General features: G+C 61.3%; 19 protein-coding genes and 2 tRNA genes. 4 read left to right on the top strand and 17 right to left on the bottom strand.

Annotated elements, in window-relative coordinates:
* Positions 1-195 precede the first annotated feature (195 nt).
* Both GQX66_RS20385 and GQX66_RS20380 read right to left on the bottom strand, forming a co-directional pair.
* Positions 196-272, bottom strand: a tRNA-Met gene (locus tag GQX66_RS20385).
* 204 nt (positions 273-476) lie between these two features.
* Positions 477-553, bottom strand: a tRNA-Met gene (locus GQX66_RS20380).
* 280 nt (positions 554-833) lie between these two features.
* On the opposite strand from GQX66_RS20380, the gene dinB reads away from it, so the two are divergent.
* Positions 834-1895 (top strand): DNA polymerase IV, encoded by a 1062-nt coding sequence (dinB, locus tag GQX66_RS20375; RefSeq protein WP_085683305.1) that lies wholly within the window; start codon positions 834-836, stop codon positions 1893-1895.
* 48 nt (positions 1896-1943) lie between these two features.
* On the opposite strand, the gene GQX66_RS20370 is transcribed toward dinB, so the two are convergent.
* The 4 genes from GQX66_RS20370 to GQX66_RS20355 all read right to left on the bottom strand — a co-directional run bounded on the left by GQX66_RS20370 (position 1944) and on the right by GQX66_RS20355 (position 6690).
* The gene (locus tag GQX66_RS20370; RefSeq protein ID WP_134021728.1) at positions 1944-2897 is read right to left on the bottom strand and encodes a hypothetical protein; all 954 of its coding nucleotides are present in this window, start codon (positions 2895-2897) and stop codon (positions 1944-1946) included.
* 17 nt (positions 2898-2914) lie between these two features.
* A complete protein-coding gene (locus GQX66_RS20365; RefSeq protein WP_085748167.1) occupies positions 2915-4630 on the bottom strand; it encodes a proline--tRNA ligase in 1716 nt (571 codons plus the stop codon).
* Positions 4631-4745: 115 nt separating this feature from the next.
* The gene (locus GQX66_RS20360; RefSeq protein WP_085748168.1) at positions 4746-6305 is read right to left on the bottom strand and encodes an AmpG family muropeptide MFS transporter; all 1560 of its coding nucleotides are present in this window, start codon (positions 6303-6305) and stop codon (positions 4746-4748) included.
* A 43-nt stretch (positions 6306-6348) separates the two neighbouring features.
* Positions 6349-6690 (bottom strand): MGMT family protein, encoded by a 342-nt coding sequence (locus GQX66_RS20355; protein WP_011332761.1) that lies wholly within the window; start codon positions 6688-6690, stop codon positions 6349-6351.
* A gap of 177 nt (positions 6691-6867) precedes the next feature.
* On the opposite strand from GQX66_RS20355, the gene GQX66_RS20350 reads away from it, so the two are divergent.
* Positions 6868-7875 carry a DUF481 domain-containing protein gene (locus tag GQX66_RS20350; protein WP_085748169.1) on the top strand — a complete coding sequence of 336 codons (1008 nt, stop codon included), beginning with the start codon at positions 6868-6870 and terminating at the stop codon, positions 7873-7875.
* Positions 7876-7994: 119 nt separating this feature from the next.
* Here GQX66_RS20350 and GQX66_RS20345 read toward each other — a convergent pair whose 3' ends face one another.
* The gene (locus GQX66_RS20345; RefSeq protein WP_002554837.1) at positions 7995-8204 is read right to left on the bottom strand and encodes a cold-shock protein; all 210 of its coding nucleotides are present in this window, start codon (positions 8202-8204) and stop codon (positions 7995-7997) included.
* 353 nt (positions 8205-8557) lie between these two features.
* Between GQX66_RS20345 and dcd the strand changes: the two genes are divergently transcribed.
* Together dcd and GQX66_RS20335 are read left to right on the top strand one after the other, a co-directional pair.
* Positions 8558-9124: a dCTP deaminase gene (dcd, locus tag GQX66_RS20340; protein WP_007954988.1), complete on the top strand. Its 567-nt coding sequence runs from the start codon at positions 8558-8560 to the stop codon at positions 9122-9124.
* A gap of 106 nt (positions 9125-9230) precedes the next feature.
* Positions 9231-9440 (top strand): hypothetical protein, encoded by a 210-nt coding sequence (locus tag GQX66_RS20335; protein ID WP_085605329.1) that lies wholly within the window; start codon positions 9231-9233, stop codon positions 9438-9440.
* 39 nt (positions 9441-9479) lie between these two features.
* Here GQX66_RS20335 and pdeM read toward each other — a convergent pair whose 3' ends face one another.
* The 10 genes from pdeM to GQX66_RS20285 form a co-directional block, all read right to left on the bottom strand.
* Entirely contained in the window at positions 9480-10136 is a 657-nt protein-coding gene (gene pdeM / locus GQX66_RS20330; RefSeq protein WP_240870963.1) for a ligase-associated DNA damage response endonuclease PdeM, read from the bottom strand.
* Positions 10136-12622 carry a ligase-associated DNA damage response DEXH box helicase gene (locus tag GQX66_RS20325; RefSeq protein WP_240870960.1) on the bottom strand — a complete coding sequence of 829 codons (2487 nt, stop codon included), beginning with the start codon at positions 12620-12622 and terminating at the stop codon, positions 10136-10138. The genes pdeM and GQX66_RS20325 overlap by 1 nt, the downstream gene beginning before the upstream one ends.
* A gap of 59 nt (positions 12623-12681) precedes the next feature.
* Entirely contained in the window at positions 12682-13446 is a 765-nt protein-coding gene (locus GQX66_RS20320) for an ATP-binding cassette domain-containing protein (RefSeq protein ID WP_085697407.1), read from the bottom strand.
* Positions 13447-13459: 13 nt separating this feature from the next.
* Positions 13460-14578, bottom strand: a complete 1119-nt coding sequence (locus GQX66_RS20315; protein WP_240870956.1) for a succinylglutamate desuccinylase/aspartoacylase family protein — start codon at positions 14576-14578, stop codon at positions 13460-13462.
* A gap of 12 nt (positions 14579-14590) precedes the next feature.
* The gene (locus GQX66_RS20310; RefSeq protein WP_007954996.1) at positions 14591-15301 is read right to left on the bottom strand and encodes an ABC transporter permease; all 711 of its coding nucleotides are present in this window, start codon (positions 15299-15301) and stop codon (positions 14591-14593) included.
* A complete protein-coding gene (locus GQX66_RS20305) occupies positions 15298-16026 on the bottom strand; it encodes an ABC transporter permease (protein ID WP_007955000.1) in 729 nt (242 codons plus the stop codon). Before GQX66_RS20305 ends, GQX66_RS20310 begins: the two co-directional genes overlap by 4 nt.
* A 56-nt stretch (positions 16027-16082) precedes the next feature.
* On the bottom strand, positions 16083-16865 hold the full coding sequence (locus GQX66_RS20300) for a transporter substrate-binding domain-containing protein (protein WP_011332769.1): 783 nt from the start codon (positions 16863-16865) through the stop codon (positions 16083-16085).
* A 344-nt stretch (positions 16866-17209) separates the two neighbouring features.
* Entirely contained in the window at positions 17210-18898 is a 1689-nt protein-coding gene (locus GQX66_RS20295) for an ATP-dependent DNA ligase (protein WP_240870953.1), read from the bottom strand.
* On the bottom strand, positions 18895-19929 hold the full coding sequence (locus tag GQX66_RS20290; RefSeq protein ID WP_102686595.1) for a ligase-associated DNA damage response exonuclease: 1035 nt from the start codon (positions 19927-19929) through the stop codon (positions 18895-18897). The genes GQX66_RS20295 and GQX66_RS20290 overlap by 4 nt, the downstream gene beginning before the upstream one ends.
* Positions 19930-20392: 463 nt before the next feature.
* Entirely contained in the window at positions 20393-22843 is a 2451-nt protein-coding gene (locus GQX66_RS20285) for a penicillin acylase family protein (RefSeq protein WP_240870950.1), read from the bottom strand.
* Between the last annotated feature and the right edge of the window lie 46 nt (positions 22844-22889).

Genomic DNA, 22889 nt, shown 5'->3' with positions numbered 1-22889 from the left:
TACTACGCCTCTCACCGGGTATCGGCGAGGGCAGCTCCTGGATTGCAGACGCCTTGCCCGCGACTTCAAGCATAGTCGCAACTTGGCGGTCTTCAGATCCTGAACGGTACTGCACAGTGACAGATCATTGTTGCGAAAGGACTTTTTCCACAGATACAAAAAAGGCCACTCTTTCGAGTAGCCTTTTTTGATGTTTGGTTGCGGGAGCCGGATTTGAACCGACGACCTTCGGGTTATGAGCCCGACGAGCTACCAGACTGCTCCATCCCGCGTCTGTGTGGCGGCATTCTACAGGCGAACGGCGGGGTGTCAACCGATAATCCCGAGAAGGGTCAAATAAGTGTGCAATCGCGGCAAACGGTCGCAGGGGAGCGCTAAGTTTCGGAATCGGAACGATTTCCGGAATATGCGGCTGGATCCGAAAAAACAGACGCGCACAAAAAAGGCCAATCTTTCGATTGGCCTTTTCTGATGTTTGGTTGCGGGAGCCGGATTTGAACCGACGACCTTCGGGTTATGAGCCCGACGAGCTACCAGACTGCTCCATCCCGCGTCTGTGTGGCGGCATTCTACAGAGGAACGCCGGGGTGTCAACCTTCAATTTGGATAAAACCTCTTCAGCTTCAATCGGTTAGCGCTGACGGACGGTCTTTTCGGGGGCTGCAGGTCAGGCAGGGCAAGGGTTTCAGCTCTATTGGAGGTTGGTTTTCGATTGAGAAAATAAATTCAAAGTCCGTTTCCTACAAACTGAAAAGAACATTCCTACCACTGGTGCTATATACAGGTGTCAGTGAGATACTGCCGGTCCGGCTCGCCACGTTTACTTTTCTGTCATGACTCAGCGAAAAATCATCCACGTCGACTGTGACTGTTTCTACGCCGCCATCGAGATGCGGGATGACCCGAGTCTCGCCGGCAAGCCGTTGGCGGTGGGTGGCTCGGCGGACAGGCGCGGGGTGATCGCCACCTGCAACTATGAGGCGCGGGCTTATGGCGTTCGTTCGGCGATGTCGTCCGGGCATGCCTTGAAGCTGTGCCCGGACCTGACCATCGTCAAGCCGCGAATGGATGCCTATCGCGAGGCCTCGAAGGAAATTCATACGATCTTCAGCGATTACACCGACCTGATCGAGCCGCTTTCCCTGGACGAGGCCTATCTTGATGTCTCGGACAGCGCGCATTTCGGCGGCAGCGCCACGCGCATTGCCCAGGACATTCGTCGCCGGGTTTCCAATCAATTGCACATCACCGTCTCCGCCGGCGTGGCGCCGAACAAGTTTCTGGCCAAGATCGCCAGCGACTGGAGAAAGCCCAACGGATTGTTCGTGATCACCCCGGATCAGGTCGAAGACTTTGTCAGTGGTCTGCCGGTGAGCAAGTTGCACGGGGTGGGCAAGGTCACCGCCGACAAGCTGAGCAGGCTCGGTATCAGTGACTGTCTGCAATTGCGCGAGTGGGACAAGCTGGCGCTGGTGCGGGAATTCGGCAGTTTTGGCGAGCGATTGTGGAGTCTGGCCCGTGGGATTGATGAGCGGTTGGTACACAACGACAGTCGCCGTCAGTCGATCAGTGTCGAAAACACCTACGACGTCGATCTGCCGGACCTGCGCAGTTGCCTCGACAAGCTCCCGGAATTGCTGGAAACCCTGAAAACCCGCATGGCGCGGATCGACAGCAGCTACCGGCCGGGCAAGCCGTTCGTCAAAGTGAAGTTTCACGATTTCACCCAGACCACGCTGGAGCAGGCCGGGGCAGGGCGGGATCTGGGCAGTTACCAGTTGATGCTGACGCAAGCGTTCAATCGCGGTGGCAAACCGGTACGGCTATTGGGAGTGGGTGTGCGGCTCGAGGATTTGCGCGGCGGGTTCGAGCAGATGGAGCTGTTCGAGCGATAGACGAGCAAAAAAATGCCCGAAGCAGGTTCGGGCATTTTTTCAGGGGTTTCAGTTCGGCCCCGGATCCGCCACCAGACGCCCCGCATCCCGGGTCAGGGACTTGAGGAATTCGGCCTGCAACTCGGGATCGTTGCGGGTCAGTTCGATCAGGCTTTGTTCCAGCTCACTGGCTTCTTCTTCCAGACCCAGTTCCGACAGACGCTTGACCCGGTGCACCCACTGGCTCACTTCGTCGTCTTCCAGATCGTCGTAGATCAGCCCGTGAGCTTCCAGCAGCTTGCCGCGCAGGTGAGTGCTGATCGCCAAAGACGAGTCGGAATGCACGTCATCCTTGCTGTCTTCGACGCTGATCTGCAGTTTGCCCACATGATTGAGGTCGTTTTCGGCGAACGGGCTGTCCAGCAGGTTCAGGCGCAGCACGCCGTTTCGATCGGTGGTCATGTCGAAGGTCTGCTTGCCAACCTTGACCTGAACCGGGCGCTCGCTCCACGGCAGGCTCGAATATTCCGTGCGCTTGTCGCGCTGGACTTCGTCGATGCCGGCCAGGTTCTGTTGCGCGCGACCGTTGGATTGCACGTTCATGAACGGGTTGAGGCCGGCGAAACCGTAGCTGAGCCAGTCCCGTGTCACGCTGTCGGGCAGATTGCCGAGGGCAAACACGTTGACCACGTTCGCGCCGACGCCGCCGACCACCGCCACCGCGCCCAGCGGAATCTCGTAGATCTCCCGCCATGGCTGGTAAGGCGTGTAACGGTCGTAATGGCGGGTGACCTCGAACTCGGTGACTTCGAAAGTCTTCTGTTCGTTGATCTTCACGCGCCGTTGCGGCAGCTCAAGCACCTTGGGCTCGCCGACATCGATCTGCAGGCTGTGATCGAGCAGTTTGCGCTCGACACGTTCCTCGTGCTCGCTGCGTTGTGACATGTGATTGGCACAGCCGCTGACCAGCAGGGTGCCGCACAGGGCGGCACCACCGAGGCCTAAGGTGTTTCGCTTGAACATGACGTCTCTATCTGGTTTCAGCGGCGGATACGGGCCTGAAGGAAAGACAGCACGTCGGCAACCGGCAGCGCTTGCGCCTGGCCTTCGGTACGGCTCTTGTATTCCAGGTTGCCTTCGGCGAGGCCGCGGTCGCTGACCACGATCCGGTGCGGAATGCCGATCAGCTCCATGTCCGCGAACTTGATGCCCGGGCTGGTTTTCTTGTCGCGGTCGTCCAGCAGCACTTCGAAGCCGGCCGCGGTCAGTTCCGCGTACAGCTTGTCGGTGGCTTCGCGCACCAGCTCGGTTTCATAGCGCAGCGGCACCAGGGCGATCTGGAACGGCGCCAGGGTGTCGCTCCAGATGATGCCGTTCTCGTCGTTGTTCTGCTCGATGGCGGCAGCCACCACGCGGGAAACGCCGATACCGTAGCAACCCATTTCCAGGGTCACCGGCTTGCCGTTCTCGCCCAGCACTTCGCACTTCATCGCCTTGCTGTACTTGTTGCCCAGCTGGAAGATGTGCCCGACTTCGATGCCGCGCTTGATTTCCAGGGTGCCCTTGCCGTCCGGGCTTGGGTCGCCAGCCACGACGTTACGCAGGTCGGCCACGGTCGGAACCGGCAGGTCACGCTCCCAGTTCACGCCGAAGTAGTGCTTGTCGTCGATGTTGGCACCGATGGCGAAGTCGCTCATCAGCTCGACCGAACGGTCGATGATGATTGGCAGCGGCAGGTTCAGCGGGCCGAGGGAGCCGGCACCGGCGCCAATGGCGTCACGCAGTTCGGCATCGGAGGCCATGACCAGCGGGCTGGCAACACCAGGTTGCTGGGCAGCCTTGATTTCGTTCAGCTCGTGGTCGCCACGGATGATCAGTGCAATCAGCTTGCCTTCTTCTTCCGCGTGCACGATCAGGGTCTTGATGGTCTTTTCAATCGGCAGATTGAATTTCTCCACCAGGGCCGCGATGGTCTTGGTGTCTGGTGTGTCGACCAGGCGCAGCTCTTCGCTTGGCGCGGCGCGCGAGGTTTCACGCGGCACGGCTTCGGCCTTCTCGATGTTCGCCGCGTAGTCGGAACCGTTGCTGAAGACGATGTCGTCTTCGCCGGACTCGGCCAGCACGTGGAATTCGTGGGAGCCGGCGCCGCCGATCGACCCGTTGTCGGCTTCCACCGGACGGAACTTCAGGCCCAGGCGGGTGAAGATGTTGCAGTACGCTTCGTGCATGCGGTCGTAGGTGATCTGCAGCGACGCCTGATCCGCATGGAAGGAGTACGAGTCCTTCATGATGAATTCGCGACCGCGCATCAGGCCGAAGCGTGGACGGATTTCGTCACGGAATTTGGTCTGGATCTGGTACAGGTTGATCGGCAGCTGTTTGTAGCTGCTCAACTCGTTGCGCATCAGATCGGTGATCACTTCTTCGTGGGTCGGGCCCGCGCAGAAATCACGACCGTGGCGGTCTTTGATGCGCAGCAGCTCAGGGCCGTATTCTTCCCAGCGTCCCGATTCCTGCCACAGCTCGGCCGGTTGGGTGCTCGGCATCAACACTTCCAGAGAGCCGGCGGCGTTCATTTCTTCGCGAACGATGGCTTCCACCTTGCGCATCACTCGCAAGCCCATCGGCAGCCAGGTGTACAGGCCCGAGGCGAGTTTGCGGATCATGCCGGCGCGCAGCATCAGCTGGTGGCTGATCACGACCGCGTCGGAAGGCGTTTCTTTCTGTGTGGCGAGCAAAAATTGACTGGTGCGCATGGTTGGCCGTTGTCGGTTGCTATGACTGGAAATGACGGAGCAGTGTAACGGCGAGATCCGCCGACGTACAGAAGTGCAACCCCGGCGCGAAGCCTCTCGCCGGGTGCGAGATGTCTTACGATTCTTCCACGACGGAGGTCGGTGCAGGTTCCGGGGTCGGCGTCGGGCCTTCGCGGCGGCTTTCCTGGAACCAGTGCAACGCGATCAGCACGAGGGTCGGGACGCCGAGCAGCGCGGTGATCAGGAAGAAGTTGTGATAACCGAACTTCTCCACCATCACCCCGGAGTAGCCGCCGATCAGGCGTGGCAGCAGGAGCATGATCGAGCTGAGCAGGGCGTACTGGGTGGCGGAGAACTTCAGGTTGGTCAGGCTCGACAGGTAGGCGACGAACGCCGAGGTGGCCAGGCCCGAACTGAAGTTGTCGAGGGAAATCGTCACCACCAGCATCTGCAGGTTCGGGCCCATGTCGGCCAGCATCAGGAACAGCAGATTGGTGCCCGCCGACGCGGCACCGCCGATGAACAGGATCGGCAGGATACCGAAGCGCACGATCAGCAGACCGCCCATGCCGGCGCCGACGAGGGTCATGATCAGGCCGAAGATCTTGCTGACGCTGGCGATCTGGTCCTTGGTGAAACCCTGGTCGATGTAGAACACGTTGGCCATCACGCCCATCACCGTGTCGGACATTCGATAGGTGGCGATCAGGCCGAGCAGCAGCAACGCCTGCCAGCGGTAGCGCAGGATGAAGTCGTTGACCGGTGTCAGCACCGGCGCCAGACCGCGACGGCCCATGGCCGAGAGGCACAGGCAGGTCAGCGTGGTGTAGAGAATCGCGCGCAAGAACGCCCGGTCTTCCAGCAGCAGGTCCAGCGGGCTCATGTCGCCAAACAGCACGCTGGCGAAGTCGGTGTTGTAGAGCTGGGTGAACATCGCCGGCACGGAGACCAGCAAAATGATCAGCACGAACACCGACATCAACTGATGCATGAAGGTGTAACGCCCCGCCTGCAACTGGGTGCGCAACGGCACCGGCGGCTCGCGCATCAGCAGGGTGGTGAGCAGGGCAGGCACCATCAGGGCACCGAACAGCACGTAGGTGCCGGTCCAGGCCGAATGCTGGTACTTGAAGCCTGTAGAGCCGAAGCCCTCGGCGAAGAACAGCGCACCCGCGGTCGCGAGCAGGGCGGCGATCCGATAACCGGACATGTAACTGGCGGCCAGTGCGGCCTGGCGGTTGTCTTCGGCGATTTCCAGTCGATAGGCGTCGACGGCGATATCCTGGGTGGCGGAAGCGAAGGCGACAACCACAGCGATAGCGATCAGCCAGGACAGGTGTTTTTGCGGGTCGCAAAAGCCCATGCCGATCAGACCGAGGATCACCAGCGTCTGTGAAAGTACCAGCCACGAACGGCGACGACCCAGCTTGCCCAGCAGCGGCAGGCGCCATTGGTCGAGCAGGGGCGACCAGACCCATTTGAAGGCGTAGGCCAGACCGATCAGGCTGGCGTAGCCGATCGTCTCGCGGGCCACACCGGCTTCACGCAGCCAGACCGAAAGTGTCGAGAACACCAGCATGTACGGCAGGCCGGCGGCGAAACCCAGCAACAACAGCACGAGCGTCGAAGGACTGGCATAGGCGGCGAGCGCGGCGCGCCAGGTTTTACGGGGCATGGGCTGAAGTCTGCCTCAAGATTGCGAAAACAAAGCGCGCACTCTAACCGCTGTGCTCTACCGGACGCCAGCCATGGCGCCGAATATCCACACGATTGTTCAGGACGGTGATGCCTTCCATGCGCAATCGAGCCCGCTGTTCGTCCCCGGACGGGCTGCCCGCCGGCAGGCTGATCCGACCGCCGGCGCCGAGTACGCGGTGCCAGGGTAGTTTGGTGTCGCCGGGCAATTGGCTCAGGGTCCGGCCGACCCAGCGGGCGGCGCGCCCCAATCCCGCCAGTTCGGCCAACTGACCATAGCTGACGACTTTGCCCTCAGGCACTTGGGCGAGGGTGGAATAGAGTGCCGTGCGTCGGATTTGCGGATCGTTTTCGCAGGCATGCATCGGGTCTGTCACGTGCGCGGTTCCTGAGCTTGATCGCGTTATGTCCTTAAGCGTAATCGGTGGAGGGGCAATTGAGAAATGAACTCAACAGAATTAGCCGGGTCACTCCTTGTCAGGGAATTATTCCTACGGATAATGCCGACCCTTTTTTCGCAAACTTGAGTCTTCGATTCGCTTATGTTGTCCAGAACCCTGCTGTGCCTTGCTGTCTTCAGTGCGTCCACACCTTTGCTTGCCGACACCGTCTGGTTGAAGAACGGTGACAAGCTGAGCGGTAAAATCACGCTGTTCGACGGCGGCAAGTTGCTGGTCCAGACCCAGTACGCCGGGGCCGTCACCATCGACTGGAAGCAGGTCAAGACCCTGGAGAGCGATCAGGAACTGCTGGTCAAGCAGGACGCCTACAACGGCGAGAAGGCCAAGTCGCTGACCGCTGCCGAAGACGGCAAGGTCATCCTTGCCAACGGCGAAGCGCCGAAAACCGTGGAGCTGGCGAGCATTCAGCAGATTCTCAAGCCCAAACCGGTGGTCGAGGATCTGGTGTGGAAGGGCAATGTCGACCTGGCGCTGGATTACCAGCGTGCGGAAAAGGACACCGACGACTACGACATCGGCTTCAAGACGTCCGCCCGCCATGGTCGCTGGCGGCACACCGCCGAGGGCGAGTACAACCGCGAAGTGCAGGACGACGTGACCACCACCGACAACTGGCGCGCCGAGTACGCACTCGACCGCTTCCTGACGGACAAGTGGTTCTGGCAGGGCCGCCTGAACTACAAGCGCGATCACATCGAAGAGCTGGCGCGCCAGCGCGTGGTCGGTACCGGTCCGGGTTACCAGTTCTGGGATGACGAGCTGGGGGCGTTCTCCCTCGGCTCGCTGCTCAACCGCACGGACTACCAGTATCGCGATGGCAGCAAGGACAACTTCTATTCAGTCGCCATGAAGTGGGACTACAACCGCTACCTGATCGGCAAGAAGGTCGAGTTCTTCACCAATGGCGAAGTCGGCAAGCCGTTGTCCGGCGTGGCTGACTACGCGCTGGATGCGGAAATGGGCCTGCGCTACAAGGTCACCGACTGGGCATCCCTCAACCTCAAGGCTGAGCGCGACATCATCAGCGGCACCGAGGATGCGGACTTGAGCAAGACCCGCTACACCGCCGGCTTCGGCGTCGCTTGGTAAGCAACAAAAAAGATCGCAGCCTTCGCAGGCTGCGATCTTTTTTTTGCGCCTGGAAAAACAGACGCCCACAAAAAAGCCCCGCTTTTGAGGGCGGGGCCTTTTACTAAAGAAGCTACAAGTTAGATAACTTGTACTTCCTCAGCTTGCATGCCTTTCTGACCGCGGGTAGCGATGAAAGAAACCTGTTGGCCTTCTTTCAGGCTTTTGAAGCCGTCGGATTGGATAGCTTTGAAGTGAACGAACAGGTCGTCACCGGATTGTGGAGTGATGAAGCCGAAGCCTTTTTCATCGTTGAACCACTTAACGGTACCGGTTTGGCGATTAGACATGGTGTAACTCCTTGAACAAAGATAACTGCGACTCAGGAAGAACCCTGGCCGAGACTGAGTGCAAAGAGCAGGAAAAATTCTTGTAGATGGTTGGATCGAAATTCAACATATCGTGTAGAGATTCTCAGTGACACAAGCAGCACAGTGGCGCCACCTTAACCCTTTTTCCGGAACGTGCCAATGCTTCTTGCGAAGGTTTCTCTGTTTTAGGGATCGGCGGTGTGACGGTTCGTCGCCAGGCCGCGTAATTCCTGCACGTTCGCCGAGATTTGCAGCCCGGACTTTGAACCCGGCGGCGCGCCCGGTAAGATGCCGGACAGATTTTTTCCACCTCGCTATTCAGGACACCCGCCATGAGCATCAAATCGGACAAGTGGATTCGCCGCATGGCGCAGGAACACGGCATGATCGAGCCGTTCGTCGAGCGCCAGGTACGTGGCAGCGACGACAGCCGTGTGATCTCCTACGGTGTGTCGAGCTACGGCTACGATGTGCGTTGCACCAATCATTTCAAGGTGTTCACCAACATCAATTCGGCCATCGTCGATCCGAAAAACTTCGACGCTGGCAGCTTCGTCGATGTCCACAGCGACGTCTGCATCATTCCGCCAAACTCCTTCGCCCTGGCCACGACCGTTGAATACTTCCGTATTCCACGCAACGTCCTGACCATCTGCCTGGGCAAGAGCACTTACGCTCGCTGCGGCATCATCGTCAACGTCACTCCGCTCGAGCCCGAGTGGGAAGGCCAGGTGACCCTGGAGTTCTCCAACACCACCAACCTGCCGGCGAAGATCTACGCCAACGAAGGCGTGGCGCAGATGCTATTCCTCGAATCCGACGAGGAATGCGAAGTCTCCTACAAGGATCGTGCGGGCAAGTACCAGGGCCAGCGTGGCGTGACCCTGCCGCGCACCTGATCCGTCCATCCGGCAGTTACCGGGAATTCTTCGGCGGGTAGACACTCTATGGGGTGTACTGCCCGTTTCGCGAACAGCGGGACGGGCCTTCGCCGAGGAGTGCTCCATGAAGATCGATCCGCAAATCACTGCCGAACTGGCAAGGCTCGAGCCCAATCAGATTGGCGTATTGGCCTGGTCCTTGTTGGCACACCCGCCCATCGCCATGGCTGGCGGAATTCCTCACCAGCCCGATCCCGATACCCCCAACGAAGAACCGACCGAGCCCGGCGAGCCTACGCTGCCGGACAAACCGCCACCTGCGCCTGTCGCTTGATCGAATGTATGGCCCGTCGGCTGAATCCTGAACAGGACTTCAGCCGACGGGCCATATTTCGTTGTCGCCAATGACAAAGATCCGACAGCTGTCTTCCTTCTCCACCGGATAACCGCCGGTGAAGGCGCCAAACGCCGGCAGCAGGCTGATGCGTTCCCCCAGCCTGAAACACGCCAGACGCAAACGCTGACGCCCCTTGCCGTTCAACCGATAGACCGGGTGGACGTGGCCTGCAAGCACGTGGCGTTCAGGGTGCGGATCGGGTTCGTGCTGCAACGCGAAGGGCCCGAGCAGCATCGGCTCCGGCACCACCCGAATGTTCAGCGTCGCTGGCGGATCACCGGCGCGTTTATCGTGATTACCGCGAATCAGCGTGATCGGCAGATCGGCGTGGCGTGAGCGCCACTCAGCCAAAGCACTCAAAGTGCCCGGGGCATGCGAACCCGGCCCATGCAGAAAATCCCCAAGAAAGATCAGTTGCCGACACGGCAGTTTCGCCAGCAACTGCTCGATCACGGCGATGTTGCTCGCTGTCGTGCCCTGCGGCACAGGCTGCCCCAAGCGCCGGTAAGCGGCAGCCTTGCCGAAATGCACATCGGCAATCAGCAGCGCCTGTTGCGCGGGCCAGTACAGCGCTTTTTCCGGCAGCAGCCAGAGGTCTTCGCCTGCCAGACGCACCGGGTAAGGCGCGTTCATCAGGATTGGCCCTTGTCGGCAGTTTGTTCCAGATCGCCAACCATTCGGCGGATGCGGTCGGCGAGTTTTTCCGAACTCATGCTTTCGCGCATGCGTTCCACCAGCAATGGAAACCCGAGCGGTGTAGGACGTTTGATCAGGTGCATGTCCAGTTTCATCCGGTTGATCCGCTCCAATGTCTGTTCCAGTCGACGAATATCCAGTTCTTCCCGAAGGACTTCTTCCCCGGCCTGCACCAGTAGCAGGTTGTCGGCGTCGTATTGTTTGAACACTTCGAAGAACAGCCCGCTGGAGGCCTGCACCTGACGGGTGCTTTTCGGCGCGCCGGGGTAACCGGCAAACACCAGCCCGGCAATCCGCGCGATTTCCCGAAACCTGCGCAGTGCCAGTTCCCCCGCATTGAGGCTGGCCAGCACATCCCTCAATAAGTCCTCGGGACTGAGCAGGGCGCCATCCAGTTGCACAGGCCAGTCAACGGGCGTGGCGCTGAGCAATTCCAGTCCGTAATCGTTGACCGCAATCGAGAAAGTCACAGGCAAACGCTGACTGACCCGCCACGCCAGCAGGCTGGCCAGCCCCAGATGCACCTGGCGTCCTGCAAACGGGTATAGGAAAAGGTGCCAGCCTTCGCGGGATTTCAGCACTTCGGCCAGTAGGTTGTTGTCTGTCGGCAGGCCCGACCAGCGCATCTGTGTTTCCAGCAGCGGGCGCAAGGCGTGCATTTCCGGGCCGGCAAACTCACCGTGTGCCGCCGCGCTGAAGCGGCTGACCACGGCTTCGGCCAATTCATTGGAGAGCGGCATGCGCCCGCCATTCCAGCGCGGCACCGCGGCTTTTTTCGCCGTGCTGCGTTTGACATAGGCGGTCATGTTTTCCACCCGCACCAGCTCCAGCAAGCGACCGGCGAACAGAAACCCATCGCCAGGTTTGAGGCGAGCGATAAAGCCTTCTTCAACGCTGCCCAGCTGTTTGCCGCCTCCGCCCTTGCTCCAGAACTTCAGATGAATGCTGGCATCGCTGACGATGGTGCCGATGCTCATGCGATGGCGGCGCCCCAGGCGGGCATCGGGGACGCGCCAGATCCCGTGCTCATCCGGCTCGACCCGGCGGTAATCCGGATACGCCGTCAGCGACATCCCGCCGTGGCGTACGAACGCCAGCGCCCAGGCCCAGTCCGCGAGCGTCAGGTCACGATAGGCCCAGGCGCCACGGACTTCTTCGTACAGCTCATCGGGAATAAAGCCACCGCCCAGGGCCATGCTGACCAGATGCTGCACCAGCACATCCAGCGGTTTGTGCGGTGACAGTCGAGGTTCGATCCGCCGCTGCGCCACGGCATCGCGGGCGGCCGCGGCTTCGATCAGCTCCAGGCTGTGGGTCGGTACCAGAGTCACTCGCGACGTTCGACCTGGCGCATGGCCCGAACGTCCGGCACGCTGCATCAGCCGCGCCACGCCTTTGGCCGAGCCGATTTGCAGCACTCGCTCCACCGGCAGGAAATCCACCCCCAAGTCCAGACTTGAAGTGCAGACCACGGCTTTGAGTTGACCATTCTTCAGCGCTTGCTCGACCCAGTCGCGGGTATCGCGGGACAGCGAGCTGTGATGCAGGGCGATCAAGCCGGCCCAGTCCGGCCGCGCTTCCAGCAAGGCCTGATACCAGATTTCCGATTGCGCCCGGGTATTGGTGAACACCAGGCTGCTGGCGCAGGCGTCCAGTTCGGCGACCACCTGCGGCAACATCTTCAGGCCGATGTGTCCGGCCCAGGGAAAGCGTTCGATCGCCGGAGGGAGCAGCGTGTCGACCTTGAGCGACTTTTCGCTTTGCCCCTGAATACTGATTCCGTCACCCTGTGGGATCAGCACCTGTTCGGCGTGGGACTGATTGCCGAGCGTCGCGGAAACGCCCCAGACGATCAGCCCCGGCTGCCAGCGGCGCAACCGGGCGAGGGCCAGTTGCAATTGCACGCCGCGCTTGTTGCCGAGCAATTCGTGCCACTCATCCACCACGACCATGCGTAGCGTCGACAGCGCCGTTTGCGCGTCGGCACGGGCGAGCATCAGGGTCAGGCTTTCCGGGGTGGTAATCAGAGTGGTGGGCAGGCGCCGGTTTTGCCGGGCGCGTTCACTGCTGCCGGTGTCGCCGGTGCGCAGGCCGACGCTCCAGGGAATCTGCAGATCATCAAGCGGCGCTTGCAGGGCGCGTGCAGTGTCGGCGGCCAGCGCCCGCATCGGCGTGATCCACAAGACGGTCAGCGGTTCGGCGGGTGGAGGGCGTTTGCGAGTGGTTGCAGCAACAGGCCCGGAGCGGGCAAACCGATTGAGCGCGGCAAACCACACCGCGTAGGTTTTACCGGCGCCGGTGCTGGCGTGCAGCAGGCCGGATTCGCCACGTTTGACTGCCGCCCACACTTGTTTCTGAAAGGCGAACGGCTTCCAGTCGCGGGCGCTGAACCAGTGTTTGGCGAAGTCGGTAGAAGTGCCCATGCCGGCGACGTGTGCTCTGAAGGTGTTCCTTCAGTGACCGCGCCGGCCGGGCAATAGTTTTACTTGAGATTGCCGCTGAGGAATTGCTTCAGGCGTTCGCTTTTCGGATTGCCCAGCACTTCTTCGGGCGCGCCTTCTTCTTCCACCAGCCCCTGATGCAGGAACAGCACCTGGCTCGAGACCTTGCGCGCAAAGCTCATTTCATGGGTGACCATGATCATGGTCCGGCCTTCCTCGGCCAGGCCCTGAATCACCTTGAGCACTTCGCCGACCAGTTCCGGGTCGAGTGCCGACGTCGGTTCGTCGAACAGCATGACTTCCGGCTCCATCGCCAATGCTCGGGCAATCGCCACCCGTTGCTGCTGGCCGCCGGAAAGGAACGCCGGGTACTGATCGGCCACCCGTGCCGGCAGGCCGACCTTTTCCAGATAGCGCCGGGCGCGGTCGTCGGCTTCCTGCTTGCTGCAACCCAGCACCCGGCGCGGGGCCATGGTGATGTTTTCCAGCACGGTCATGTGGCTCCACAGATTGAAATGCTGGAACACCATCGCCAGGCGGGTGCGCAGGCGTTGCAGTTCATTGGGGTCGGCGACGTGCATGCCGTGGCGGTCTGTGACCATGCGGATCGCCTGGCCGTCGAGGCTCATTGCGCCGTCGTTGGGTTGTTCGAGAAAGTTGATGCAGCGCAAAAAGGTGCTTTTGCCCGAGCCGCTGGCGCCGATCAGGCTGATCACGTCGCCGGTCTTGGCCTTGAGCGAGACGCCTTTGAGCACCTGATGGTCGCCATAGCTTTTGTGCAGGCCTTCAACGGTCAATTTGTACATGGGACAGGCATCCTCAAGGCGAAAGTAGATAGCCGCTGCGATAGGCTTCGGCGCCCGCGACGTGGGCGATCACCATCCCGGCGGTGGCCATGCGCCGCAACGAGCGGGCATAGAGCAGGCCGGAAGCGGTGCAATGGACTGGCGTAACCCGGTCGCTGATCGGGTCGATGATTTCGGCGATTTTCTGCCCGGCTTCCAGCCACTGGCCGGGTGTGGCGCTGTACACCAGCAGGCCGCCGACGGGCGTGGCCACCGGTTCCACGCCGGCCAGCGGTGTGGCGGGATGTGGCAGGGCCGGCAAGGCTTTGGGTTCGCCGACAATGGCGCCGAAGTGGATCAGGTATTCGATCAGTGCCTGGCAATCGCGACTGGCCAGCGGATGGGTGACATCCCCCTGACCGCGCAACTCGACGGTGACCGAAAAGCTGCCGAGCGGAATCTCGAAGTGTTCGCCGAAGCGCTCCTTCAATTGCCACCACAGCAGGGTGAAGCACTCGTCGAACGACTGTCCGCCGGAGTCGGTGGCCAGCAGGCTCGCCTGGGATTCGATATAGCGCGCCAGCGGCTCGACCTGCGGCCAGGCCTCGGGCGTGGTGTAGAGATGAACCACGGATTCGAAATCGCAATGCAGGTCGAGCACCATGTCCGCATCACAGGCCAGCCGTTGCAGGGTCAGGCGCTGGGATTGCAGCTGAGTCGTGGCGGTGTGGCGGGCGAGGGCGTTGCGCAGGCTCGAACGGATCAGCTCGAGGTTGCGCTGCGGGTCGTCGCACAGCTGCGCTTCGATTTCGTTGCCGATTTCCTCGCTGAGGTCGACGAACCAGCGGTTGAAATTCTGCCCGCTCTCCAGCTCGTAGCGGCCCAGCGGCACATCCATCAGTACCTGTTCGAGGCCGACCGGGTTGGCCACCGGCACCAGCACGATTTCGCTGCGCAGGCGCCCGGCGGCTTCCAGCTCCGCCAGACGCTGCTTGAGGTGCCAGGCCACGAGCATGCCGGGCAGTTCGTCGGCGTGCAGCGAGGACTGTATGTAGATCTTGCCCTGGGCCTTGTCCGGGCCGAAATGAAAGCTATGGATCTGTCGTGCGGTCCCCGGCAGCGGGGCCAGCAGGTCGTGTATCTGGTGGCGCATCTCAAAAGGGTCCTAGTGGGTCGGGCCGAGGAAGGCCAGCCATCGGCGTTCGGCAAGGCGGAACAGGCCGACCAGCGCAAAGGTGATTGTCAGGTAGATCAGCGCGGCGATGCCGAACGACTGGAAGGTCAGGAAGGTTGCCGAGTTGGCGTCCCGCGCGACTTTCAGGATGTCGGGGATGGTCGCGGTGAAGGCCACGGTGGTCGAATGCAGCATCAGGATCACTTCGTTGCTGTAGTACGGCAACGAACGGCGCAGCGCCGACGGCATGATCACGTAGGCATACAGCTTCCAGCCGGTCAGCCCGTAGGCCTTGGCCGCTTCGACTTCACCGTGGTTCATGCTGCGGATCGCCCCGGCGAAAATCTCCGTGGTGTAGGCGCAGGTGTTGAGGGCGAAGGCCAGGATCGTGCAGTTCATCGCATCGCGAAAGAAACTGTCGAGCACCGGTTGCGCGCGCACGGCGGCCAGGCTGTAAATCCCGGTGTAGCAGATCAGCAACTGGATATAGAGCGGCGTGCCACGGAACAGGTAGGTGTAGAACTGTACCGGCCAGCGAATGTAGAAGTGCGGCGAGACGCGAGCGATCGACAGCGGAATCGACACGAGGAAACCGAAGAAGATCGAGGCGCTGAGCAGCCACATCGTCATCGCCAGCCCGGTGATGTTCTGGCCGTCGGTATAAAGGAAGGCTTTCCAGTATTCCTGCAGGAGTTCGATCATCGTACGGCCTCCCGGGCACCGGCGGCGTAGCGGCGTTCGAGCCAGCGCAGGATGATGTTCGAGGCACTGGTGATCAAAAGGTAAATCAAAGCGGCGAGCACCAGGAAGTAAAACAGTTGATAGGTGCTCTTGCCGGCGTCCTGCGCGGCCTTGACCAGATCGGCCAGGCCGATGATCGAAACCAGCGCGGTGGCCTTGAGCATCACCATCCAGTTGTTGCCGATGCCCGGCAGGGCGAAGCGCATCATTTGCGGGAACACCACGAAACGAAAGCGCTGACCGCGCTTGAGGCCATAGGCGGTGGCGGCTTCGACCTGACCGCGCGGCACGGCGAGAATCGCCCCGCGAAAGGTTTCAGTGAAGTACGCGCCATAAATGAAGCCCAGGGTCAGGACCCCGGCGCTGAACGGGTCGATCTCGATGTATTCCCATTCCAGGTAATCGGTGAGCGTCGTCAGCCAGGTTTGCAGGCTGTAGAAGATCAGCAGCATCAGCACCAGGTCCGGCACCCCGCGAATCAGCGTGGTGTAGAGCTGGGCGGGCAGGCGCAGCAGTTTGACTTTTGACAGCTTGGCACTGGCGCCGAGCAGGCCGAGCAACACGGCCACCAGCAGCGACAACGCCGACAATTTGATGGTCATCCAGGTGCCTTCCAACAGCAAAGGGCCAAAACCCTTGAGGCTGAAGGCGGAGAGCCCCAGATTTTGTAAGAGGTTTTCGAACATAAATCAGCAACCTGACTGAATGAAAAAGGCGCCCATCGAGGATGGGCGCCGGGGCATTATTTGCCGCTGTACAGATTCAGATCGCCAAAGTGTTTCTTTTGAATCTCGGCGTATTTGCCATCATCGTGTAACGCTTTGATACCTTTATCCAAAAGCGCTTTCAGCTCGGTGTTACCTTTCTTAATACCGACAGCGGTCTTGGCTGGCAGCAAGTGGTTGTCGACCGGCTTGCTGACTTCATAATCAGCGCCTTGCGGCGACTTCAGAAAGCCCAGTTCGGCCTGCAGCATGTCCTGAATGCCCGCATCGAGACGGCCGGAAGTCAGGTCCGAATACACCTGGTCCTGATTCTGATAGGCCTGGGTTTTCACGCCCGCCTTGTCCAGCACGGCTTTGGCATAGGCTTCCTGGATGGTGCCTTGCTCGTAGCCGACGGTTTTGCCTTTCAGGGAAGCGACGTCGTCGGTGATGCCCGAACCTTTTTTCGACACGTAGGCCGTCGGGCCGGAGAACAGCTCGCTGGAGAAGTCGATGACTTTTTCGCGGGCTTCGGTAACGGTCATCGACGAGATCACACCGTCGAATTTATTGGCCTTGAGGCCCGGAATCATACCGTCGAAGTCACTTTCGACCCATTTGCACTTGACCTTCAGCTCGGCGCAGATCGCGTTGCCCAGATCGATGTCGAAGCCAACCAGGCTGCCGTCTGCCGCTTTCGACTCGAACGGTGCGTAGGAAGGGTCAACGCCAAACCGCAGTTCTTTGTATTCCTTGGCCAGCGCGGAGCCGGCGGCCATGCACAACGCCAGTGCAGAAAGGGTCAGCAATGCTTTTTTCATTATTCAATCCCTAAGAACCAATATGAGCGCTTGTGGCGCGGAATGATTGTTACTGGAGCGCTTACGACTTATAGAAAGTAGCAATTTCCGAACCAGAGTCCCGAACAAGTGTTTTAAAAGGTGCAGGAAGTGCATGCCGGGGCCGGTCGGTGCACGAAAACGGGCGCGACGGAAAAGCTGCACCAGGTTGGTTCGTGGGTGATCGTTCCCGCGTCGAATCGTCCGCGTGGGAATGCAGCCCGGGACGCTCCGCGTCCCAAAGCGGACGCAGAGCGTCCATTGAGGCATTCCCACGCAGAGCGTGGGAACGATCGGGGTGAGGGGGGAGTATCGTTGGGAAGGAGTCAGACCAACAGGTTTTGCAAGGTCGCCAGGCTGTCGGCCTCGTCCACGGTCTTGTCCTGGCGCCAGCGCAGCATGCGCGGGAAGCGCACGGCGATGCCGCTCTTGTGCCGGCGGGAGAGGGCGATGCCTTCGAAGCCCAGTTCGAATACCAGGCTCGGCTTCACGCTGCTGACCGGGCCGAATTTTTCCACCGTGGTCTTGCGCACGATGCTGTCGACCTCGCGCATTTCCGCATCGGTCAGCCCTGAATAGGCCTTGGCGAATGGCACCAGTGACCTTGCACTGGATCCCGGCGGGCCGTCCCACACCGCAAAAGTGTAATCGCTGTAGAGGCTGGCGCGCCGGCCATGTCCGCGCTGGGCGTAGATCAACACCGCGTCGACGCTGAACGGGTCGACCTTCCATTTCCACCACACGCCCATGTCCTTGGTGCGGCCAACGCCGTACATCGCGTCGCGAGCCTTGAGCATCATGCCTTCGACCCCCAGGCGCCTGGAGGCCTCGCGCTGGCGGGCGAGGTCGAACCAGTCGTCACCCGTCAGAATCGGCGAAGGCAGCAGTACCGGGTTGTTGCAGTGGGCGATAACTTGTTCCAGTTGTTCACGACGCCTGGCCTGAGGCTGGTTGCGCCAGTCTTCGCCCTGCCATTCCAGCAGGTCGTAGGCGAGTACCACCACCGGCGCGTCTTCAAGGATTTTCCGGTCCAGTGACTTGCGGCCGATCCGTTGTTGCAACAGCGCGAACGGTTGCACCGCCGGGGCTTCTGTCGACTGCGGGTCGAACGCGTCTTCGGTGACCGGGCGGTTGTTCTTCCAGACTACGATCTCGCCGTCGATCACCGTGCCATCGGGTAAACCGTGCACCAGCGTGTCGAATTCGGGAAAGCGCTCAGTGACCAGTTCTTCGCCCCGCGACCAGACCCACAGTTTTCCGTCGCGCTTGACCACTTGCGCGCGAATGCCATCCCACTTCCATTCCACCTGCCAGTTGCTCGGCGGCCCGAGCAGGGCCTCGAAGGTTTCTACCGGTTGCGCCAGCGCATGGGCGAGGAAGAACGGGTAGGGCTGGCCGCCGCGCTGGGCGTGCTCGTCGCTGGATTCGGGGGCGATCAGTTTCAGGTAAGCGGCGGCGTTCGGCCGGTTGGACAGGTCGGTGTAACCCACCAGCCGTTGCGCCACGCGTTTGCTGTCGAGCCCGGCCATGGAAGCCAGGGCGCGGGTCACCAGCAATTTGGACACGCCGACCCGGAAGCTGCCGGTGATCAGTTTGATGCACAGCATCAAGCTTGGCCGATCCAGTTGCGCCCACAGTGCGGGCAACTGATGGGCGAGGTATTCCGGGGTTTCACCGCGCAGGGGCAACAGTTTGTCTTCGATCCATTCGGCGAGCCCGGCCTCGGAGGTGTGCGGGTGTTCCGGCAGCACCAGCGAAATGGTTTCCGCCAGATCGCCGACCGCTTGATAACTTTCCTCGAACAGCCACGGGGCCAGGCCGGACACCTCGACCGCGAGATCGCGCAGGATCCGCACCGGCACCAGTTGCCGAGGCCGCCCGCCGGACAAAAAGTACACCGCCCACGCGGCATCCTGCGGTTGCGCCTGGGCGAAGTAGGTTTGCATGGCCGCCAGTTTGGCGTTGCTCGAGGTGGTGGCGTCGAGTTCGGCGTACAACCCGGCGAAGTCTTTCATGGTTGCACCTCGGCAACGACGGGCGTGGCGGTGGATAGCTCTTCTTCATCGTCACCGTATTCGGTGTTGAAACCTTGGGCGTCCAGACCCTGCTCGCGCAGATGGCGCACCAGCACGCCAATCGAGCCGTGGGTGACCATCACCCGTTCGGCGCCGGTCTGTTCGATGGCCCACAACAGGCCGGGCCAGTCGGCGTGATCCGAGAGCACGAAACCGCGATCGACCCCGCGCCGCCGGCGGGTGCCGCGCAGGCGCATCCAGCCGCTGGCGAAGCTGTCGCTGTAATCGCCGAACCGGCGCATCCAACTGCTGCCGCCGGCCGACGGCGGGGCGATGACCAGCGCCTGACGCATCATCGGGTCATTCTTTTTCACGTCACCGGCGTAGATGGTTGGCGGCAGGTAGACGCCGGCCTCGCGGTACACGCGGTTCAGCGGCTCGACCGCCCCGTGGCTGAGGATCGGCCCGAGGGTTTCATCGATGCCGTGCAGAATCCGCTGGGCCTTGCCGAACGAATAGCAAAACAGCACGCTGGCCTTGCCGGCTTCGATGTTGGCCTGCCACCACTGATTGATCTCGGCGAACACCTGCGCCTGCGGCTGCCAGCGGTAGATTGGCAGACCGAAGGTCGATTCGGTGATGAAGGTGTGGCAGCGCACCGGTTCGAAGGGGGCGCAGGTGCCGTCGGGTTCGATCTTGTAATCGCCGGACGCGACCCAGACTTCGCCGCCGTATTCCAGCCGTACCTGAGCCGAGCCGAGCACATGGCCGGCGGGATGAAAACTCAGGGTGACCCCGTGATGGGTCAGGCGCTGGCCGTAGTCGAGGGTTTGCAGGTTGATGTCCGCGCCCAGACGCGCGCGCAGAATCCCTTCGCCGGCGCTGGCAGCCAGGTAATGCTGGTTGCCGCCACGGGCATGATCGCCATGGGCATGGGTGATCACCGAGCGCTCGACGGGCCGCCACGGGTCAATGTAGAAATCCCCGGCGGGGCAGTAGAGGCCTTCGGGGCGGGCGATAACAAGGTCCATGGCGTTACCGGAATGGAGGGACTTGTTAGCTATGAGGTTGGCGCGAAGTCAGAAGTTCTATTGATTTTCAAAAGCACCCTCACCCCAGCCCTCTCCCGAAGGGAGAGGGAGCCTACGGAGGTGTTTGGCGAGGTACATCGACCTGTGAGATCGCGTCGATTATGGATCTTTCAAGCAGCAATACGAATCTGGATTCGGTGCAGCAAGTTCAGGTCGGCGAACCTCTTGAATATCCCCCGATCAGTCCTCTCTCCCGGAGGGAGAGGGAGCCTACGGAGGTGTTTGGCGAGGTACATCGACCTGTGAGATCGCGTCGATTATGGATCTTTCAAGCAGCAATACGAATCTGGATTCGGTGCAGCAAGTTCAGGTCGGCGAACTTCTTGAACATCCCCCGATCAGTCCCCTCTCCCTAAGGGAGAGGGTTAGGGTGAGGGGGCTTTTGATCTTTTGGGGAGTAGGCCTATTTCCCAGGGGTTAGGGTCAATCGCGTCTTGCCATAAACCCGGTCAAAGTTCTGCGGCTGCATCGGCAAGCCGATGTACTGGCCCTTGAGCCACGGATCGATGCCGTTCAGGTAGTTCGGGCTCACCGGATTCCCGGACTGCCCCGTCCCGTTCTGCCCCATCAACGGTTCGCTCTGACCAAAGTCGACTATGAAACGCATCGACGGCGCACGCGTGGTGTTGAAGTCCTGGCCCCAGGCAAACGCTGCGGTGTTGAGTGTGGTGTGGTCACCGCCCGCTGCGGTTGGCCCGCGAACGGTCTGGCCGTTGGCATTTTTCCACTCATAGCGGTGCAGTTTGCCCCACTGCCAGGCCCGGCGGTCGCCGCCCAACTGGCTGTCGCCGGCGGTGATCGCTGCCGCCAGACTGCGGGCGAGGATCGCCGGTTTGTCTTCTTTTTGCGGGGTGCGGGCGTCGTCCCAGAACGGACTGTCTTCGCGGCCCAGCAAGTGATCGGCCTGGGCGGCGTAGGACAAGTCGCCGTTGGCGATAAACGCTTTCCACGCCGGGCTGTTTTGCGGGCCGAGTTCGTCGAGGAAGATCTGCTTCATGCTTTCCTGCAGGAACAGCTCGTAGATTGCCGCGTCGGCGGAGGTCGGGCTGAGCTTGCCGTCGAAGGCCATCAAGCGGGTATAGGCTTCGCGGGCCTTGCTGCGCTCGACTTCCGGCAGGCCGTCGATCGCCTGTTTCAGCGGCTGCGCCATGCCCGGCGCTTCAAACATTTTCTTCAGTTTGGCGGCGAAGGTGGTGGTCTGGTCGTACTGCATGGCGATCACGCTGCGACCGTCGTGTTTACCGCTGCCGGCCAGTTCAGCCAGGCGCTCGCCACGCTCCGGCGCCGCCCAGGAATTCGACAGTTGCATGCCGTAGCCGTGAGGAATGACCCGCTGGTTGGCGGTGCCGAGCCAGCCTTGGGCCGGGTCCTGATCGTACGGGTGCAGCATCGGGTCGGCGTAACCGTCCCAGTCATAGCGACCTTCCCAGCCCGGCGACGGCAGCAGGCCTTCACCTTCACGGCGGTTCGGGAATCGTCCGGTGACTTGCCAGCCAATGTTGCTGGCGTCAGCGAACACCAGATTCAGCGCGATGGCGCGGATTTCCCGGCTGGCGTCCGAGGCGCGCTCAACGTTCTGTGCACGGCTCAGATCGAAAAATGCATCGAGGGATTTGTCGTCGGTGAAGCTCGGCGTCTGCAAGGCCAGGCCAAAACCTGCGCCCTGAGCGGCAGCCTGGGTGCTGTTGAGCAGCGCGCCATGGCGGGTTTCGTACACCGCTTCGCGAATCGGCCGCTGGCCTTTGACGAAGTAGGTTTCGTTGCGCACGGCGACCGGTTGCCATTTGCCGTTGACCTCGTAGGACAACGTGCTGCCCTGACGACGGATTTTTTCCAGGAACAGGTCCTGGTTATCGCCGAGCACGCTGGTCAGGCTCCACGCCACCTTGCCGTTGAAACCGCCGAGCACCATCGGCAGACCGGCCACGGTCACGCCGGCGGCCTGGTATTTCGGTGCACGAATCTGCACGAAACTCCACAGCGACGGCGCGGCCAGCGGGCCATGGCTGTCGCTGGCCAGCAGGCTCTTCCCGCTGCGGCTGCGTTGCGGGGCGATGGCCCAGTTGTTCGACGACTGAGTGCCCAGCAGGTTGAGGGCGGCCAGTTGTTCAGTGGCGTTGCTCAACTCTGTGAGCCCCGGAATCTGCCCGTTGAGCTTGATGCCTTGCAGCTTGTCGGCTTCGGCCAGCGGCAGGTTTTCGTCGGGAGCGGACGGGGTCAGCCACGCCAGTTTGTCGTTGGTCACAGTCTGCGCCAGCACCAGCGAGGCGATTTCTTCCGGCAGGTTGGCCGACTGGCTGAAGTTCAGCAGACAGAAGATCAACGCCGAATCTTCCGGTTTCCAGTATTCAGGCTTGTAGCCGCTGGAAGCCAGATCTCCCGGCAGTTTGTCGGCGTAGCGGAACAGGTAGGCGTTGACGCCCCGGGCATAGACCTCGAAGAAGCGCTTGAGCCGTGGCGACGAAGCCTTGTACAGCTCGCCGGCGCTTTTCTTCAGGTTGACGGCGCGCATGTAGCGGTCGGCGTCGAGCATCGACGAACCGGACATTTCCGCCAGACGGCCCTGAGCCAGCAGGCGCAGGGTGACCATCTGATTGATCCGGTCGCTGGCGTGCACGTAACCGAGGGCGAACAGTGCGTCGTGGAAGCTGTTGCTTTCGATCAGCGGCATGCCCATGGCATTGCGGCGTACCGAAACGTTCTGCGCCAGGCCCTTGAGCGGCTGCACACCGGAGGTCGGTGGGAGGGTGTCCTGGGCGTTCCAGGTCTGACAACCGGTCAGGCTCAGAACACCGGCCACTGCTGCGGCAACGCCGAACCGGGGAAGAAAATGTGAAAGGGCTGGCGAGGCCATGGCAAAGCTCCTGCGGGGGTGTAGAGGCTGGGGGCGCAATAAAGCC

Origin of the sequence: Pseudomonas sp. B707, assembly GCF_022496685.1 — a bacterium.
GTDB classification, from domain to species: Bacteria; Pseudomonadota; Gammaproteobacteria; order Pseudomonadales; family Pseudomonadaceae; genus Aquipseudomonas; species Aquipseudomonas paraglycinae.
Note: the sequence above shows the minus strand (reverse complement) of the source record. Positions and strands in the feature narration are given on the sequence as shown.

Bases quoted from the DNA above. Each gene is read 5' to 3' on its own strand.
- GQX66_RS20315 (WP_240870956.1), bottom strand. From the start codon at position 14,578: ATGCGCCACCAGATACACGACCTGCTGGCCCCGCTGCCGGGGACCGCA.
- GQX66_RS20290 (WP_102686595.1), bottom strand. From the start codon at position 19,929: ATGGACCTTGTTATCGCCCGCCCCGAAGGCCTCTACTGCCCCGCCGGG.
- GQX66_RS20310 (WP_007954996.1), bottom strand. From the start codon at position 15,301: ATGATCGAACTCCTGCAGGAATACTGGAAAGCCTTCCTTTATACCGAC.
- GQX66_RS20325 (WP_240870960.1), bottom strand. From the start codon at position 12,622: ATGGGCACTTCTACCGACTTCGCCAAACACTGGTTCAGCGCCCGCGAC.
- GQX66_RS20300 (WP_011332769.1), bottom strand. From the start codon at position 16,865: ATGAAAAAAGCATTGCTGACCCTTTCTGCACTGGCGTTGTGCATGGCC.
- GQX66_RS20345 (WP_002554837.1), bottom strand. From the start codon at position 8,204: ATGTCTAATCGCCAAACCGGTACCGTTAAGTGGTTCAACGATGAAAAA.
- GQX66_RS20320 (WP_085697407.1), bottom strand. From the start codon at position 13,446: ATGTACAAATTGACCGTTGAAGGCCTGCACAAAAGCTATGGCGACCAT.
- GQX66_RS20365 (WP_085748167.1), bottom strand. From the start codon at position 4,630: ATGCGCACCAGTCAATTTTTGCTCGCCACACAGAAAGAAACGCCTTCC.
- GQX66_RS20305 (WP_007955000.1), bottom strand. From the start codon at position 16,026: ATGTTCGAAAACCTCTTACAAAATCTGGGGCTCTCCGCCTTCAGCCTC.
- GQX66_RS20335 (WP_085605329.1), top strand. From the start codon at position 9,231: ATGAAGATCGATCCGCAAATCACTGCCGAACTGGCAAGGCTCGAGCCC.
- GQX66_RS20360 (WP_085748168.1), bottom strand. From the start codon at position 6,305: ATGCCCCGTAAAACCTGGCGCGCCGCGCTCGCCGCCTATGCCAGTCCT.
- dcd (WP_007954988.1), top strand. From the start codon at position 8,558: ATGAGCATCAAATCGGACAAGTGGATTCGCCGCATGGCGCAGGAACAC.
- GQX66_RS20355 (WP_011332761.1), bottom strand. From the start codon at position 6,690: ATGCATGCCTGCGAAAACGATCCGCAAATCCGACGCACGGCACTCTAT.
- GQX66_RS20350 (WP_085748169.1), top strand. From the start codon at position 6,868: ATGTTGTCCAGAACCCTGCTGTGCCTTGCTGTCTTCAGTGCGTCCACA.
- GQX66_RS20295 (WP_240870953.1), bottom strand. From the start codon at position 18,898: ATGAAAGACTTCGCCGGGTTGTACGCCGAACTCGACGCCACCACCTCG.
- dinB (WP_085683305.1), top strand. From the start codon at position 834: ATGACTCAGCGAAAAATCATCCACGTCGACTGTGACTGTTTCTACGCC.
- GQX66_RS20285 (WP_240870950.1), bottom strand. From the start codon at position 22,843: ATGGCCTCGCCAGCCCTTTCACATTTTCTTCCCCGGTTCGGCGTTGCC.
- pdeM (WP_240870963.1), bottom strand. From the start codon at position 10,136: ATGAACGCGCCTTACCCGGTGCGTCTGGCAGGCGAAGACCTCTGGCTG.
- GQX66_RS20370 (WP_134021728.1), bottom strand. From the start codon at position 2,897: ATGTTCAAGCGAAACACCTTAGGCCTCGGTGGTGCCGCCCTGTGCGGC.